14 protein-coding genes are annotated in these 13,389 nt (G+C 59.2%); all 14 read right to left on the reverse strand.

Annotation, left to right across the window (positions count from 1 at the left end):
- Positions 1 to 138 precede the first annotated feature (138 nt).
- Positions 139 to 1,971 carry a glutamine--fructose-6-phosphate transaminase (isomerizing) gene (glmS, locus tag HU715_RS20405; protein WP_186706464.1) on the reverse strand — a complete coding sequence of 611 codons (1,833 nt, stop codon included), beginning with the start codon at positions 1,969 to 1,971 and terminating at the stop codon, positions 139 to 141.
- Position 1,972: 1 nt separating this feature from the next.
- Entirely contained in the window at positions 1,973 to 2,749 is a 777-nt protein-coding gene (locus HU715_RS20410) for a DeoR/GlpR family DNA-binding transcription regulator (RefSeq protein ID WP_060739917.1), read from the reverse strand.
- Positions 2,750 to 2,961: 212 nt separating this feature from the next.
- Complete coding sequence (glmU, locus tag HU715_RS20415; RefSeq protein ID WP_186706463.1) at positions 2,962 to 4,329, reverse strand: bifunctional UDP-N-acetylglucosamine diphosphorylase/glucosamine-1-phosphate N-acetyltransferase GlmU; 1,368 nt, start codon at positions 4,327 to 4,329, stop codon at positions 2,962 to 2,964.
- A 123-nt stretch (positions 4,330 to 4,452) separates the two neighbouring features.
- The gene (locus HU715_RS20420; RefSeq protein ID WP_186706462.1) at positions 4,453 to 4,869 is read right to left on the reverse strand and encodes a F0F1 ATP synthase subunit epsilon; all 417 of its coding nucleotides are present in this window, start codon (positions 4,867 to 4,869) and stop codon (positions 4,453 to 4,455) included.
- A 45-nt stretch (positions 4,870 to 4,914) separates the two neighbouring features.
- A complete protein-coding gene (atpD, locus tag HU715_RS20425; RefSeq protein WP_014340987.1) occupies positions 4,915 to 6,291 on the reverse strand; it encodes a F0F1 ATP synthase subunit beta in 1,377 nt (458 codons plus the stop codon).
- 27 nt (positions 6,292 to 6,318) lie between these two features.
- Positions 6,319 to 7,179 carry a F0F1 ATP synthase subunit gamma gene (gene atpG, locus HU715_RS20430; protein WP_014340988.1) on the reverse strand — a complete coding sequence of 287 codons (861 nt, stop codon included), beginning with the start codon at positions 7,177 to 7,179 and terminating at the stop codon, positions 6,319 to 6,321.
- A 50-nt stretch (positions 7,180 to 7,229) separates the two neighbouring features.
- Complete coding sequence (gene atpA, locus HU715_RS20435; RefSeq protein ID WP_003207093.1) at positions 7,230 to 8,774, reverse strand: F0F1 ATP synthase subunit alpha; 1,545 nt, start codon at positions 8,772 to 8,774, stop codon at positions 7,230 to 7,232.
- 21 nt (positions 8,775 to 8,795) lie between these two features.
- Positions 8,796 to 9,332 (reverse strand): F0F1 ATP synthase subunit delta, encoded by a 537-nt coding sequence (locus HU715_RS20440; protein ID WP_003207094.1) that lies wholly within the window; start codon positions 9,330 to 9,332, stop codon positions 8,796 to 8,798.
- A 12-nt stretch (positions 9,333 to 9,344) separates the two neighbouring features.
- A complete protein-coding gene (locus tag HU715_RS20445) occupies positions 9,345 to 9,815 on the reverse strand; it encodes a F0F1 ATP synthase subunit B (RefSeq protein WP_003187193.1) in 471 nt (156 codons plus the stop codon).
- Positions 9,816 to 9,873: 58 nt separating this feature from the next.
- Positions 9,874 to 10,131: a F0F1 ATP synthase subunit C gene (gene atpE / locus HU715_RS20450; RefSeq protein WP_003097235.1), complete on the reverse strand. Its 258-nt coding sequence runs from the start codon at positions 10,129 to 10,131 to the stop codon at positions 9,874 to 9,876.
- A 131-nt stretch (positions 10,132 to 10,262) separates the two neighbouring features.
- Positions 10,263 to 11,132 carry a F0F1 ATP synthase subunit A gene (gene atpB / locus HU715_RS20455; RefSeq protein WP_039593180.1) on the reverse strand — a complete coding sequence of 290 codons (870 nt, stop codon included), beginning with the start codon at positions 11,130 to 11,132 and terminating at the stop codon, positions 10,263 to 10,265.
- A gap of 16 nt (positions 11,133 to 11,148) precedes the next feature.
- Positions 11,149 to 11,556 carry a F0F1 ATP synthase subunit I gene (locus tag HU715_RS20460; protein ID WP_053126821.1) on the reverse strand — a complete coding sequence of 136 codons (408 nt, stop codon included), beginning with the start codon at positions 11,554 to 11,556 and terminating at the stop codon, positions 11,149 to 11,151.
- Between the two features lie 148 nt (positions 11,557 to 11,704).
- Positions 11,705 to 12,577, reverse strand: coding sequence for a ParB/RepB/Spo0J family partition protein (locus tag HU715_RS20465; protein ID WP_053126822.1), 873 nt, complete (start codon positions 12,575 to 12,577; stop codon positions 11,705 to 11,707).
- Positions 12,578 to 12,586: 9 nt separating this feature from the next.
- Entirely contained in the window at positions 12,587 to 13,384 is a 798-nt protein-coding gene (locus HU715_RS20470) for a ParA family protein (protein ID WP_003187199.1), read from the reverse strand.
- Between the last annotated feature and the right edge of the window lie 5 nt (positions 13,385 to 13,389).

Here is a 13,389-nt window from a genome sequence, read left to right on the forward strand (position 1 = left end):
ATCGAATCGTTGCTCCTTGGGCGAAGTCGGCCTGAAGTTTTTTGCTCCCAATAAAAAACCCCCTGAATTTCAGGGGGTTGGTTTTTGAGCGTTTCGGATCCTAGCCGACAGGCTAGCTCCCTGGCCCGCGCTCCGGCCTTACTCGACCGTGACCGATTTCGCCAGGTTACGCGGCTGGTCCACATCGGTGCCCTTGAGCACGGCGACGTAGTACGACAACAACTGCAGCGGGATGGTGTAGAGAATCGGCGACAGGATGTCGTGGATGTGCGGCATGTGCACCACGTGGGTGCCTTCGCCGTTGGTCATGCCGGCCTTCTCGTCAGCGAAGACAATCAACTGGCCGCCACGGGCGCGCACTTCCTGCAGGTTGGACTTGAGCTTTTCCAGCAGCTCGTTGTTCGGCGCGACGGTGACGACGGGCATGTCGTTATCCACAAGCGCCAGCGGGCCGTGCTTGAGCTCGCCGGCCGGGTAGGCCTCGGCGTGGATGTAGGAGATTTCCTTGAGCTTCAAGGCTCCTTCCATCGCCACCGGGAATTGCGCGCCACGGCCCAGGAACAGGGTGTGGTTCTTCTCGGCGAACAGCTCGGCGATTTTTTCCACGGTGCTGTCCATGGCCAAGGCTTCGCCCAGGCGGGCCGGCAGGCGACGCAGTTCTTCCACCAGCTTGGCCTCGACGCCCTCACCCAGCGTGCCACGGACCTGGCCCAGGGACAGTGTCAGCAACAGCAGACCCACCAGTTGCGTGGTGAACGCCTTGGTCGACGCCACGCCGATCTCACGACCGGCCTGGGTCAGCAGGGTCAGGTCGGACTCACGCACCAGCGAGCTGATACCGACGTTGCAGATCGCCAGGCTGGCGAGAAAACCCAGTTCCTTGGCGTTACGCAGGGCGGCCAAGGTGTCGGCGGTTTCGCCGGATTGGGAAATGGTGACGAACAGCGTGTCGGGTTGCACCACTACCTTGCGATAACGGAACTCGCTGGCGACTTCGACCTGGCACGGAATACCGGCCAGCTCTTCCAGCCAGTAACGGGCGACCATGCCGGCGTGGTAACTGGTGCCGCAGGCGACGATCTGCACGTTGCGGACCTTGGCGAACAACTCGGCCGCCTGTGGACCGAACGCCTGGACCAGCACCTGGCTCTGGCTCAGGCGGCCTTCCAGGGTGCGTTGCACCACGGCCGGTTGCTCGTGGATTTCCTTGAGCATGAAGTGGCGGAACTCGCCCTTGTCGGCGGCTTCGGCACCGTCGCGGTACTGGACGGTCTCACGCTCCACGCTTTTGCCATCCAAGTCCCAGATCTGCACGCTGTCGCGGCGAATCTCGGCGATGTCGCCTTCTTCCAGGTACATGAAGCGGTCGGTGACCTGGCGCAGCGCCAACTGATCGGAAGCGAGGAAATTTTCCCCCAGGCCCAGGCCAATCACCAAGGGGCTGCCGCTGCGGGCCGCCACCAGGCGGTCGGGTTGTTTCGCGCTGATGACCGCCAGGCCGTAGGCACCGTGCAGTTCCTTGACGGTTGCCTTGAGGGCGACAGTCAGGTCTGCCAGGTCCTTGAGCTTGTGGTTGAGCAGATGGGCGATGACTTCAGTGTCAGTGTCCGAAGTGAACACATAACCGAGCGCCTTGAGCTGTTCACGCAGGGCTTCATGGTTTTCGATGATGCCGTTGTGCACCACCGCCAGGTCGCCGGAGAAATGCGGGTGAGCGTTACGCTCGCATGGCGCGCCATGGGTGGCCCAACGGGTGTGGGCGATGCCCAGGCGACCGAGCAGTGGTTCGGCGTCCAGCGCCTGTTCCAGCTCGCTGACCTTGCCTGGGCGACGCATGCGCTCGAGCTTCTCGTCTTGGGTGAACACCGCTACACCCGCGCTGTCGTAGCCGCGATATTCGAGACGCTTGAGACCTTCAAGCAAGATGGCAGTGATGTTGCGTTCAGCAACGGCGCCGACAATTCCACACATGCTACTTCTCCTGGCTGACAGGCGCGCAGATCACGGTAATGCCGCGGGCCTGAATCTGATCGCGGGCCTCTACGGGCAGGCGATCATCGGTAATGAGGGTATGGACGCTGCTCCACGGCAGTTCCAGGTTGGGGATCTTGCGGCCGATCTTGTCGGCCTCCACCATCACGATCACTTCCCGGGCAACCTCAGCCATCACGCGGCTCAGGCCCAGCAGTTCGTTGAAGGTGGTGGTACCTCGAACCAGATCGATGCCGTCGGCGCCGATGAACAACTGGTCGAAATCGTAGGAACGCAGCACTTGCTCGGCCACCTGCCCCTGGAACGACTCGGAGTGAGGGTCCCAGGTACCGCCGGTCATCAACAGCACCGGTTCGTGCTCCAGTTCGCTCAAGGCATTGGCGACATGCAGGGAATTGGTCATCACCACCAGGCCCGGCTGTTGGCCGAGTTGAGGGATCATGGCGGCGGTCGTGCTGCCGCTGTCGATGATGATCCGCGCATGTTCGCGGATCCGCTTCACAGCGGCCCGGGCAATGGCGAGTTTGTACTTGGAAACGGTTTGCCCGTTATCGGCCACCAACTCCTGCGGCATCGGCACCGCACCACCGTAGCGACGCAGCAGCAGGCCATTGGTCTCCAGGGCGGCAAGGTCCTTGCGAATCGTAACCTCCGAGGTTTCGAAGCGCTTGGCCAACTCATCCACACTGACCTCGCCCTGCTCTTGGAGCAAAGCAAGGATGTTGTGACGGCGCTGTGGCGTGTTGCGTTTCGACATGGCGGCTTAAGTTTCGATTCGAAAGATAACGTAAGCAATCAAAACCTATTGCGGCGGTATCGTCAAGGCGCCGATAGAAAAATTCAGAAATCCCGCAAATCGAATGTGGGAGCGGGCTTGCTCGCGAATGCGTTGGGTCAGCAACGAATTAATTGGCTGAACCACCGCTTTCGCGAGCAAGCCCGCTCCCACAGAATGGGCTGTGGATAACTTCAGGGCTTCTTGATTTTCTCTGGTCGCTTCCAGCCGTCGATGTTGCGCTGGCGGGCGCGTCCGACTGCCAGTTGGCCGTTATCCACATTCTGGGTCAGGGTCGAACCGGCCGCCGTGGTCGCACCGCTGGAGATATCCACAGGCGCCACCAAAGAGTTGTTGGAACCGATAAAAACATCTTCGCCTAGAACGGTTTTCCACTTGTTGGCGCCATCGTAGTTGCAGGTGATGGTGCCGGCGCCGATGTTGGTGCGCGCACCGACTTCAGCGTCACCCAGGTAGGTCAGGTGGCCAGCCTTGGCGCCTTCGCCCAGGTGAGCGTTCTTGAGCTCGACGAAGTTACCCACATGGGCCCGGGCTTCCAGCACCGAGCCTGGCCGCAAGCGGGCAAACGGGCCGGCATCGCTGCCTTCGCCCATGACCGCGCCGTCGAGATGGCTGTTGGCCTTGATCACCACGCCTTTGCGCAGGGTGCTGTCCTTGATCACGCAGTTCGGGCCGATGATCACGTCATCTTCGATGACGACCTTGCCTTCGAGAATGACATTGATGTCGATGACCACGTCGCGACCTACGCTGACTTCACCGCGTACGTCAAAACGGGCAGGGTCGCGCAGGGTCACGCCTTGGGCCATCAGGCGGCGGGCGGCGCGCAGTTGGTAGTGGCGCTCCAGCTCGGCCAGTTGTCGGCGATCGTTGGCGCCCTGCACTTCCATGGCGTCCAGCGGCTGCTCGGTGGCGACGACCAGCCCGTCGGCAACGGCCATGGCAATCACATCGGTCAGGTAGTACTCGCCTTGGGCATTGTTGTTCGACAGACGACTCATCCAGTCACCCAGGCGCTCGGCCGGCACCGCGAGAATACCGGTGTTGCCCTCGGTGATCGCGCGCTGGGCTTCGTTGGCGTCTTTTTGCTCGACGATTGCCGTCACTTGGCCGTCGGCGTTGCGCACAATGCGGCCATAGCCGGTGGGATCATCCAGTTCGACGGTCAGCAAACCCAACTGCTGTGGCGCGACCTGCTTGAGCAAGCGCTGCAAGGTCTCGACTTCGATCAGCGGCACATCGCCGTAGAGAATCAGCACCGTATTGGCCGTGATGAACGGCACGGCCTGGGCCACGGCATGGCCAGTGCCCAGTTGCTTGTCCTGCAGGACGAAATTCAGGTCGTCCGCCGCCAGGCGCTCGCGCACCGCATCGGCACCATGGCCGATCACCACGTGAATGCGCTGTGGATCAAGTTGCCGGGCGCTGTGGATAACATGACCGAGCATGGAATTGCCGGCGATCGGGTGCAAGACCTTGGGCAACGCCGAACGCATGCGGGTGCCTTGGCCGGCCGCGAGGATAACGATTTCAAGAGACATGACTGGCTACCAATCCTGGGTGGTCAGCGGCTGCGACCAGGTAATGAATGTCGGGAAAAGAAAAAAGGGTAGCCGAGGCTACCCTTTTTAATCAATCGCACAGAAAGCAGACGGCTTAGCCGCTTACTTCTTGCGGATCTGCTGAAGCGTACGCAGCTGGGCTGCGGCTTCTGCCAGACGTGCAGCAGCAGAACCGTAGTCGAACTCCGCGCCTCGTTCGTGCAGGGCCTTCTCGGCGGCCTTGACGGCCTCCTGAGCGGAGGCTTCGTCCAGGTCGGCAGCACGTTGCACAGTGTCGGCAAGGACCTTGACCATGTTCGGCTGAACCTCGAGGAAACCACCGGAGATGTAATACACCTCGGCTTCCCCGCCCTGCTTGATCAAGCGGATCGGACCCGGTTTCAGATTAGTGATCAGCGGTGCGTGACCCAGAGCGATACCAAGATCCCCCAGCTCACCATGCGCAATCACCATCTCGACCAGACCGGAGAAGATTTCCCCTTCCGCACTGACGATATCGCAATGGACTGTCATAGCCATCTGATTGCCTCAACCTAAATTAGCGCCCGTTGCCGGGCGCCGGGATTACAGTTTCTTGGCTTTCTCGATCGCTTCTTCGATGCCGCCGACCATGTAGAACGCTTGTTCTGGCAGGTGGTCGTAGTCACCGTTGAGGATGCCTTTGAAGCCAGCAATGGTGTCTTTCAGGGAAACGTATTTACCCGAGGCACCGGTGAAGACTTCAGCCACGAAGAACGGCTGCGACAAGAAGCGCTGGATCTTACGAGCGCGGGATACCAACTGCTTGTCGGCTTCCGACAGCTCGTCCATACCCAGGATCGCAATGATGTCCTTCAGCTCTTTGTAGCGCTGCAGCACGTACTGGACGCCGCGAGCGGTGTCGTAGTGCTCCTGGCCGATCACGTTCGGGTCCAGCTGGCGCGAAGTCGAGTCCAGTGGGTCAACCGCTGGGTAGATACCCAGGGAAGCGATGTCACGGGACAGAACGACGGTGGCGTCCAAGTGGGCGAAGGTGGTCGCTGGCGACGGGTCGGTCAAGTCATCCGCAGGTACGTATACCGCTTGGATCGAAGTGATCGAACCTTCCTTGGTCGAAGTGATACGTTCTTGCAGAACGCCCATCTCTTCAGCCAGGGTCGGCTGGTAACCTACGGCCGAAGGCATACGGCCCAGCAGTGCGGAAACTTCGGTACCGGCCAGGGTGTAACGGTAGATGTTGTCGACGAACAGCAGAACGTCGTTACCTTCGTCACGGAACTTCTCGGCCATGGTCAGGCCGGTCAGGGCTACGCGCAGACGGTTTCCCGGCGGCTCGTTCATCTGGCCGTAGACCAGTGCCACTTTGTCCAGAACGTTGGAATCCTTCATCTCGTGGTAGAAGTCGTTACCCTCACGAGTACGCTCACCCACACCCGCGAACACGGAATAACCGCTGTGCTCGATGGCGATGTTACGGATCAGTTCCATCATGTTTACGGTCTTGCCTACACCGGCACCACCGAACAGACCGACTTTACCGCCCTTGGCGAACGGGCAAACCAGGTCGATAACCTTGATGCCGGTTTCCAGCAGGTCGTTGCCGCCCGCCTGTTCAGCGAAGGATGGCGCAGGACGGTGAATGCCCCAGCGCTCTTCGGTGTCGATCGGACCCGCTTCGTCGATCGGGTTACCCAGTACGTCCATGATCCGGCCCAGGGTCGCTTTACCGACCGGTACGGAGATGGCAGCGCCAGAGTCGACAACGTCCAGACCGCGCTTCAAGCCTTCGGTAGAACCCATCGCAATGGTACGAACGATGCCGTCGCCCAGCTGCTGCTGAACTTCCAGGGTAGTTTCCGCGCCTTGTACTTTCAGCGCGTTGTAGATGCTCGGTACGCTGTCGCGTGGGAATTCCACGTCGATAACGGCGCCGATGATTTGAACGATACGTCCGCTACTCATAGCTGGATCCTCTGAATATTTGAACCGTTAAACCGCGGCAGCGCCGCCGACGATTTCCGAGATCTCTTGGGTGATCGCAGCCTGACGCGCCTTGTTGTAGATCAGCTGCAAATCGCTGATCAAATCACCGGCGTTGTCGGTAGCGTTCTTCATCGCGATCATCCGCGCCGCTTGTTCAGCTGCGTTGTTCTCGACCACCGCCTGGTAGACCTGCGACTCCACGTAGCGGACCATCAAGCCGTCAAGCAGCTCCTTGGCATCCGGTTCGTAGAGATAGTCCCAGTGGTGCTTGAGTTCCTGTTCCGGGGTCGCCACCAGTGGAACCAATTGCTCCACGGTTGGCTGTTGCGTCATGGTGTTGATGAACTTGTTGGATACCACGGACAGGCGGTCAATCCGGCCTTCCAGGTAAGCATCCAGCATCACCTTGACGCTGCCGATCAGGTCATTGATCGACGGTTCTTCACCCAGGTGGCTGATAGCAGCGACGACGTTGCCGCCGAAGTTGCGGAAGAAAGCCGCACCCTTGCTACCAATCACGCACAGATCGATCTCGACGCCTTGTTCGCGGTTTACAGCCATGTCCTTGACCAGGGCCTTGAACAGGTTGGTGTTCAAGCCACCACACAGACCACGGTCACTGCTCACCACGACGTAACCGACGCGCTTGATAGCACGGTCGATCATGAACGGGTGGCGATATTCCGGGTTGGCGTTGGCCAGATGACCAATAACCTGGCGGATGCGCTCCGCATAAGGGCGGCTAGCAGCCATGCGCATTTGAGCCTTGCGCATTTTGCTGACCGCCACTTTTTCCATGGCGCTGGTAATTTTTTGCGTGCTTTTGATGCTCGCAATCTTACTGCGAATCTCTTTTGCGCCTGCCATGTAACACCTATCAGGTTAGCAAGCGGGAGCCTTGCGACTCCCGCTGCGGCTTACCAGGTTTGGGTGGCCTTGAACTTCTCGATACCGGCTTTCATGCCAGCGTCGATTTCGTCATTGAAGTCACCCTTCACGTTGATCTTGGCCAACAAGTCGGCGTGATCGCGGTTGAAGTAAGCAATCAGCGCTTGTTCAAAGCTGCCGACCTTGGCGATTTCAACGTCAGTCAGGAACCCACGCTCAGCGGCATACAGCGACAGCGCCATGTCAGCGATCGACATTGGTGCGTATTGCTTCTGCTTCATCAGCTCGGTAACGCGCTGACCATGCTCAAGTTGCTTACGGGTCGCTTCGTCCAGGTCAGAAGCGAACTGGGCGAATGCCGCCAGTTCACGATACTGGGCCAGGGCGGTACGGATACCACCGGACAGCTTCTTGATGATCTTGGTCTGAGCGGCACCACCCACACGGGATACCGAAACACCGGCGTTCACAGCAGGACGGATCCCGGAGTTGAACATGGCCGATTCCAGGAAGATCTGACCATCGGTGATGGAAATCACGTTGGTCGGAACGAACGCGGAAACGTCGCCAGCCTGGGTTTCGATGATCGGCAGAGCGGTCAGGGAGCCGGTCTTGCCGGTCACTGCGCCGTTGGTGAACTTCTCTACGTACTCTTCCGAAACGCGGGATGCACGCTCCAGGAGACGGGAGTGGAGATAGAACACGTCGCCTGGGTAGGCTTCACGGCCTGGTGGACGGCGCAGCAGCAGGGAGATCTGGCGGTAAGCCACTGCCTGCTTGGACAGATCGTCATAAACGATCAGCGCGTCTTCACCGCGGTCGCGGAAGTATTCGCCCATGGTGCAACCGGAGTACGGTGCCAGGAACTGCAGCGCAGGAGATTCCGATGCGCTGGCCGCCACGATGATGGTGTTGGCCAGGGCGCCGTTTTCTTCCAGCTTGCGAACCACGTTGGCGATGGTCGATTGCTTCTGACCAATGGCTACGTAGACGCAGAAAATGCCGCTGTTCTTCTGGTTGATAATCGCGTCGATCGCCAGAGCGGTCTTACCGATCTGACGGTCACCGATGATCAGCTCACGCTGGCCACGGCCGACAGGGATCATGGCATCGACAGCCTTGTAGCCAGTCTGTACAGGCTGGTCTACCGACTTACGCCAGATCACGCCAGGAGCAACTTTCTCGACCGCGTCGGTCTCGGTGTTGTTCAGCGGACCTTTGCCGTCAACAGGGTTGCCCAGTGCGTCGACGACGCGACCCAGCAGTTCCTTACCAACCGGAACTTCGAGGATGCGGCCGGTGCACTTGGCGCTCATGCCTTCGGCCAGCGACTGGTAGGAACCCAGTACAACGGCACCTACGGAGTCTTGCTCCAGGTTGAGGGCCATACCGTAGACGCCGCCCGGAAACTCGATCATCTCGCCGTACATGACGTCGGCCAGACCGTGAATCCGCACGATACCGTCAGATACGCTGACGACAGTGCCTTCGTTACGGGCTTGGGAGGTCACATCGAGCTTGTCGATGCGGCCCTTGATAATTTCACTTATTTCGGAAGGATTGAGTTGCTGCATTGCTCTGCTGCCCCTTCAAACTCAAGATTTCAATGCTTCGGCAAGTTTCGCGATTTTGCCGCGAATCGAGCCATCGATAACCAGGTCGCCGGCGCGGATTACAACGCCCCCTATCAGGGACTTGTCTTCCTCGACTTGCAGGCGCACTTCCCGGTTGAGTCGTGCACTGAGAACCTTGGCGAGTTTGTCTTGCTGTTCTTGGTTCAATGCGAAAGCACTGGTCACTTCCACGTCTACCGACTTCTCTTGCTCGGCCTTGTACAGGTCGAAAAGAGTGGCGATCTCCGGCAGAAGCAGGAGACGGTCGTTTTCGGCAACGACGTGAATGAAATTCTGTGCCTTGGCATCGAACTTGTCGCCGCACACGTCAATGAACGTGGCGGCCTTTTCTGCGCTCGTCAGTCGCGGGGCCTTGAGCACGCGCTGCATGGTGTCGTCTTGCGACACCGCTGCAGCCAGGCCGAGCATGGCTGACCAATTGGCCAGTTGCTGGTGGGCCTGAGCGTGCTCGAAGGCCGCCTTAGCGTAAGGTCGGGCCAACGTGGTCAGTTCTGCCATGATCGCCCTCGCTTAGATTTCAGCAGCCAGTTGGTTAACCAGCTCTGCGTGCGCGTTTTGATCGATTGTGGCACCCAGGATCTTCGAAGCACCGCCAACGGCCAGGGCACCCACTTGGGCACGCAGCGCGTCTTTGACACTGTTGAGTTCCTGTTCGATCTCGGCTTGAGCCTGAGCCTTCACACGGTCAGCTTCGACGCGAGCCTGTTCACGGGCTTCGTCGACAATCTGGGTACCGCGTTTCTTGGCTTGCTCGATGATTTCAGCTGCCTGAGCTTTCGCTTCGCGCAGTTGCTGACCCACTTTCTCATGGGCCAACTCCAGGTCGCGAGCTGCACGGCTGGCAGCGTCCAGACCATCAGCGATCTTCTTTTGACGTTCGTGCAATGCCGCAATGACCGGAGGCCATACGAACTTCATGCAGAACAGTACAAAAATCAGGAACGCAACGGACTGGCCAATCAGGGTCGCATTAATGTTCACGCCAACACCTCGCAGTTACGTTGTCCATCACACCAATCTACTCGAGACATCCGAGTAATTAGCCAGCGATTTGACCAACGAACGGGTTCGCAAAGGTGAAGAACAGCGCGATACCAACACCGATCATGGTCACGGCGTCGAGCAGACCGGCCACGATGAACATTTTGACTTGCAGCATTGGAACCATTTCTGGCTGACGCGCGGCGCCTTCCAGGAACTTGCCGCCCAACAGGCCGAAACCAATTGCGGTACCCAGTGCGCCCAGGCCGATCAACAGTGCAACAGCGATAGCGGTTAGACCAACTACAGTTTCCATCTTTCCTCCCGACTTTTACGTCGTATGGTTTAGGTTTTTTAGATTAAAGCGGTAAAACAAATCGTTTCTCAGCCCGGTTCGGGCTCCTTCCCGTTTGACCGGGAAGGACATCAGACTAGTCGAGACTGGCCTTAATGGTTTTCTTCGTGCGCCATCGACAGGTAGACGATGGTCAGCATCATGAAGATGAACGCCTGCAGGGTGATGATCAGGATGTGGAACACAGCCCACGCCCATTGCAGGACTACACCCAGGCCGCTGAGCCACAGCAGGCCGCTGCCGAACATCACAGCGATCAGGATGAACACCAGTTCGCCGGCATACATGTTGCCGAACAGACGCAGTGCCAGAGAAATCGGCTTGGCGATCAGGGTCACGAATTCCAACAGGAAGTTCACCGGGATCAGCAGGGCTTGAACGAGGATGTTCTTGCTGCCGAACGGGTGCAGGGTCAGTTCGCCGATGAAGCCGCCGATGCCCTTGACCTTGATGCTATAGAAAATGATCAGTGCGAAAACCGAGAACGCCATGCCCAGGGTCGCGTTCGGGTCGGTGGTCGACACGGCGCGGAATGGGATGTGTGCATCGCCGGAGATGAGGATGGCCAACTGAGGAATCCAGTCGACCGGTACCAGGTCGATGGCGTTCATCAGGAACACCCAGACGAAGATGGTCAGTGCCAGCGGTGCGATCACCGGGCTGCGCCCATGGAAGCTGTCTTTCACGCTGCCATCGACGAATTCGACCAGTACTTCAACGAAGTTCTGCAGTGCACCAGGCTGACCGGAAGTCGCCTTCTTGGCCGCCATGCGGAAAAGAAGAACGAAGATCAGGCCCAGTGCGACCGACCAGCCGAGGGTATCGACGTGGAAAGCCCAGAAGCCCATTTCCTTGGCTTCTGCTGCGGTATGGGCGAAGCCCCAGCCGCCGTTGGGTAGCTGACCGAAGGTCAGGTTCTGCAAGTGGTGCTGGATATAGCCCGAAGCGGTTGTCTCTGCCATGGTTGCCTCAAACGCCCTAAGGTCTCGAAAGTCTTGTTCTCATTAGCAGGGGAGCGAACCAGCTGACCAGTTGGGTCAGCACGAAGACGCCGAATACAGCCAGCGGCGCCAATGGCTTCACACCTGCGAACGTCAATGCAAACAGCACTGCCGTCAAAATCAGTTTCCCCGCTTCGCCGGCATAAAAAGACCGGACGATAGCCTGGGCTGCTCGGGCGCCGGAAAACCGAAAGGCCCTGTGAGCAAAGTAAATATTGGGAAGCAAGGCTATCAGGCCTCCGCAAAGCCCTGAGTATCCGGCGACGACTCCTTTCCATTGCCAGAGCGCCAATGTGGCGATCAGTACGACGGTAAATTGAGCCATCAGAACCGGGAAAACTGCCAGACGATGGAACGGCAAGCGGTTTGGCGTGCGGGTTTCCATCGCTTTTGCTCTCCAATAGTCGGCCGCCATAATTCAATAACTTGGCATAATTTGTGCCGACAAAATGCGCGCAGAGTATAGGGGCGGTTCTGCCCCTATTCAACCTTCAGGTAGTGATTTCCGACTGCGCGCTACAAGAGCAATTGTTTCAGCGAATGTGCGCAAGAACACCTTGCAGCTCATCGAGAGAGTTATAGCCAATCACCAATTGCCCTTTGCCCTTCTTTCCGTGGCGAATCTGCACCGCAGAGCCCAGGCGCTCGGCCAGGCGCTGTTCAAGACGGGCGATATCCGGATCAGGTTTTGGTGCTTCGACAGGGGCGGGTTTACCGCTCAACCATTGACGAACCAGTGCCTCGGTCTGGCGCACGGTAAGGCCGCGTGCGACAACATGTCGCGCCCCTTCAACCTGTTGATTTTCCGGCAAACCGAGCAATGCCCGGGCATGACCCATTTCCAGGTCGCCATGGGACAGCATGGTCTTGATGACTTCCGGCAACGCAATCAGGCGCAACAGGTTGGCCACGGTCACGCGGGATTTGCCCACCGCCTCGGCAACTTGTTGCTGGGTCAGCTGGAATTCCTGCTGCAAGCGCTGCAGGGCAACGGCTTCCTCGATCGGGTTGAGGTCTTCGCGCTGGATGTTCTCGATCAACGCCATGGCGATGGCCGTTTCATCCGGGACGTCACGGACCATTGCCGGGATGGTTTCCTGGCCGGCCTGCTGGCTGGCGCGCCAGCGACGTTCTCCGGCGATGATCTCGAAGCGGCCATTGGCGATCGGCCGGACCACGATCGGCTGCATCACGCCCTGGCTCTTGATCGACTGGGCCAGTTCTTCCAGCGCCTGCGGGTCCATGTCCCGGCGCGGCTGGTATTTGCCGCGCTGGATCAGGTCCAGGGGCAGGTGCTGCAACTCGCGCTGGTCGGCCTGCACGGCCTGTTCTTCCAGCGAGCTGACAGTCGGACCGCTGAGCAGTGCATCCAGTCCACGTCCGAGACCTCGTTTCTTGACGGCCATGGGGTTTCCTTAAGTTGGCTGGGCTGCAGCGGTGCGTGGGTTGCGGCGCTGACGGCGAACCATCTCGCCCGCCAGGGCCAGGTAAGCCAACGCACCACGGGATTGTTTGTCGTAGGCCAGGGCCGGCATGCCGTAGCTCGGGGCTTCGGCCAGACGGATGTTTCGCGGGATGACGGTGTCGTAGAGCTGCTCGCCGAAATGTTCCTTGAGCTGGGCCGAAACGTCGTTCATCAGGCTCAGGCGCGGGTCGTACATGGTTCGCAACAGGCCTTCGACCTTCAGTTCCGGGTTCAGCAGTTCGGCGATGCGCTTGATGTTATCCACAAGGTCGCTCAACCCTTCCAGGGCGAAGTACTCGCACTGCATGGGGATAATGACCCCATCGGCGGCCACCAGGGCGTTGAGGGTCAGCATCGACAGCGACGGCGGGCAATCGATCAGGATGTAGTCGTAGTTTTCCCGGATCGGCGCCAAGGCGCTGCGCAGGCGGCTTTCCTTCATCTGCATTTCCAGCAGCACCACTTCCGCCGCCGTCAGGTCGCGGTTGGCCGGCAGCAGTTGATAACCGCCATGTTCAGAGAAGTGCATGGCCTGGCCCAGATCGCATTCGCCGATCAGGACGTCGTAGATGGAATTTTCCAGGCCATGCTTATCCACACCGCTGCCCATGGTGGCGTTGCCCTGTGGATCGAGATCGATCAACAGCACCCGGCGCTTGGTCGCGACCAGGGATGCTGCGAGGTTGATGCAGGTGGTGGTCTTGCCCACACCACCTTTCTGGTTCGCTATCGCGAATACCTTAGCCATTCTTG

The organism is Pseudomonas zanjanensis (assembly GCF_014268745.2).
GTDB lineage: Bacteria > Pseudomonadota > Gammaproteobacteria > Pseudomonadales > Pseudomonadaceae > Aquipseudomonas > Aquipseudomonas zanjanensis.

Bases quoted from the DNA above. Each gene is read 5' to 3' on its own strand.
- glmS (WP_186706464.1), bottom strand. From the start codon at position 1,971: ATGTGTGGAATTGTCGGCGCCGTTGCTGAACGCAACATCACTGCCATC.
- HU715_RS20410 (WP_060739917.1), bottom strand. From the start codon at position 2,749: ATGTCGAAACGCAACACGCCACAGCGCCGTCACAACATCCTTGCTTTG.
- glmU (WP_186706463.1), bottom strand. From the start codon at position 4,329: ATGTCTCTTGAAATCGTTATCCTCGCGGCCGGCCAAGGCACCCGCATG.
- HU715_RS20420 (WP_186706462.1), bottom strand. From the start codon at position 4,869: ATGGCTATGACAGTCCATTGCGATATCGTCAGTGCGGAAGGGGAAATC.
- atpD (WP_014340987.1), bottom strand. From the start codon at position 6,291: ATGAGTAGCGGACGTATCGTTCAAATCATCGGCGCCGTTATCGACGTG.
- atpG (WP_014340988.1), bottom strand. From the start codon at position 7,179: ATGGCAGGCGCAAAAGAGATTCGCAGTAAGATTGCGAGCATCAAAAGC.
- atpA (WP_003207093.1), bottom strand. From the start codon at position 8,774: ATGCAGCAACTCAATCCTTCCGAAATAAGTGAAATTATCAAGGGCCGC.
- HU715_RS20440 (WP_003207094.1), bottom strand. From the start codon at position 9,332: ATGGCAGAACTGACCACGTTGGCCCGACCTTACGCTAAGGCGGCCTTC.
- atpE (WP_003097235.1), bottom strand. From the start codon at position 10,131: ATGGAAACTGTAGTTGGTCTAACCGCTATCGCTGTTGCACTGTTGATC.
- atpB (WP_039593180.1), bottom strand. From the start codon at position 11,132: ATGGCAGAGACAACCGCTTCGGGCTATATCCAGCACCACTTGCAGAAC.
- HU715_RS20460 (WP_053126821.1), bottom strand. From the start codon at position 11,556: ATGGAAACCCGCACGCCAAACCGCTTGCCGTTCCATCGTCTGGCAGTT.
- HU715_RS20465 (WP_053126822.1), bottom strand. From the start codon at position 12,577: ATGGCCGTCAAGAAACGAGGTCTCGGACGTGGACTGGATGCACTGCTC.
- HU715_RS20470 (WP_003187199.1), bottom strand. From the start codon at position 13,384: ATGGCTAAGGTATTCGCGATAGCGAACCAGAAAGGTGGTGTGGGCAAG.